Origin of the sequence: Citrobacter sp. S46_ASV_140, from assembly GCF_018919545.1 — a bacterium.
Taxonomy (GTDB): Bacteria; Pseudomonadota; Gammaproteobacteria; order Enterobacterales; family Enterobacteriaceae; genus Citrobacter; species Citrobacter braakii.
The window spans coordinates 1-1,437 of the sequence record NZ_JAHLRC010000259.1 but is presented as its reverse complement, the minus strand read 5'-3'; the positions used below and the strand labels follow the sequence as shown (position 1 = coordinate 1,437).

At 53.0% G+C, this 1,437-nt stretch carries 2 protein-coding genes; both read right to left on the bottom strand.

Translation table 11 applies throughout. The features are described from left to right. Positions 1–558: MATE family efflux transporter (locus tag KQJ19_RS23580; RefSeq protein WP_216404274.1), on the bottom strand; the 558-nt coding region annotated here is incomplete at its 3' end. Between the two features lie 134 nt (positions 559–692). Then, the gene (gene lexA / locus KQJ19_RS23575; RefSeq protein ID WP_003826596.1) at positions 693–1,301 is read right to left on the bottom strand and encodes a transcriptional repressor LexA; all 609 of its coding nucleotides are present in this window, start codon (positions 1,299–1,301) and stop codon (positions 693–695) included. Positions 1,302–1,437 lie beyond the last annotated feature (136 nt).

Below are 1,437 nucleotides of genomic sequence, written 5' to 3'. Positions count from 1 at the left end.
GTTCATATGCAGGCCCATTACCAGCCATAAATCGAGCACAATGTTGAGAATATTTCCGACAATCAACAGGATAACTGGCGCGCGCGCATACTGAACGCCAAGTAACCAACCGAGCAGCACCAGATTCGCCAGCGACGCGGGTGCGCTTAACCAGCGGATTTCCAGGAAACGTCGGGCCTGCTCCAGTACCGCCTCACTTCCGCCGACAATGTGCAGAGCCAGATCGATAATCGGCGTACGAAACAGTGCGATAAGCAACCCCGCGCCCAGCGCCAGCAATAGCGGCTGCACCAACGCGCGCGCCAGCGCCTGCGGATTTTTCGCGCCAAATGCCTGTGCGGTAAGGCCGGTGGTACTCATGCGCAAAAAAAGCAGCAGCATAAAGAGAAAGCTGGTCGCCGTGGCGCCAACAGCAACGCCGCCAAGATAGACCGGACTGTCCAGATGACCAATCACCGCGGTGTCCACCAGTCCCAACAGGGGAACGGTGATATTGGAGAAGATCATCGGTAAGGCGAGGTGCCAGAGTGCTTTATCAGAAGAGGTAAAGAAAGGCATACAGGAGAGCCTGAGAAGAAGTTAGATATACTGAAAAAAGATGCTGTGTAGGCCCGGTAAGCGTAGCGCCACCGGGCAAGTTGCCGGATAGCGACGTAAACGTCTTACCCGGGCTACAGGGAATCAACAGAAAATTACAGCCATTCACCATTACGAATGACGCCTACTGCCAACCCTTCAATAGTGAAGTTTTGCTCGCGCAGGTCGACAACAATAGGTTTAAATTCGCTGTTTTCAGGCAGGAGCTCAACCTTGTTGCCCTGCTTTTTCAGGCGCTTAACGGTGACTTCGTCATCGATACGGGCAACAACGACCTGACCGTTACGCACATCCTGAGTTTTATGCACAGCCAGTAAATCACCGTCCATAATACCGATGTCTTTCATCGACATACCGCTAACGCGCAGCAGAAAATCGGCGTTCGGTTTGAACAGTGAAGGATCGACCTGATAGTGACCTTCGATGTGCTGCTGCGCCAGCAGTGGCTCGCCTGCAGCCACACGTCCGACAAGCGGTAACCCTTCTTCTTCTTCCTGCAGCAGTCGAATACCGCGCGATGCGCCGGATACAATTTCAAGGACGCCTTTACGCGCAAGCGCTTTCAGGTGTTCTTCAGCGGCGTTTGGGGAACGGAACCCCAAACGCTGCGCGATCTCCGCACGCGTCGGTGGCATACCTGTCTGGCTGATGTGATCCCTAATGAGATCAAACACCTCTTGCTGCCTGGCCGTTAACGCTTTCATTCCGCCCCCTGGGTGTATATACAGTTATGCTGTGAGTATATACAGCTAAAGGTGATTTTGGAACCGCAAACTGCACAAAAAACAGGAGATTTATGCAGTTGTGGAATCTTTATCGCAAATGCGACCACAACAGGAT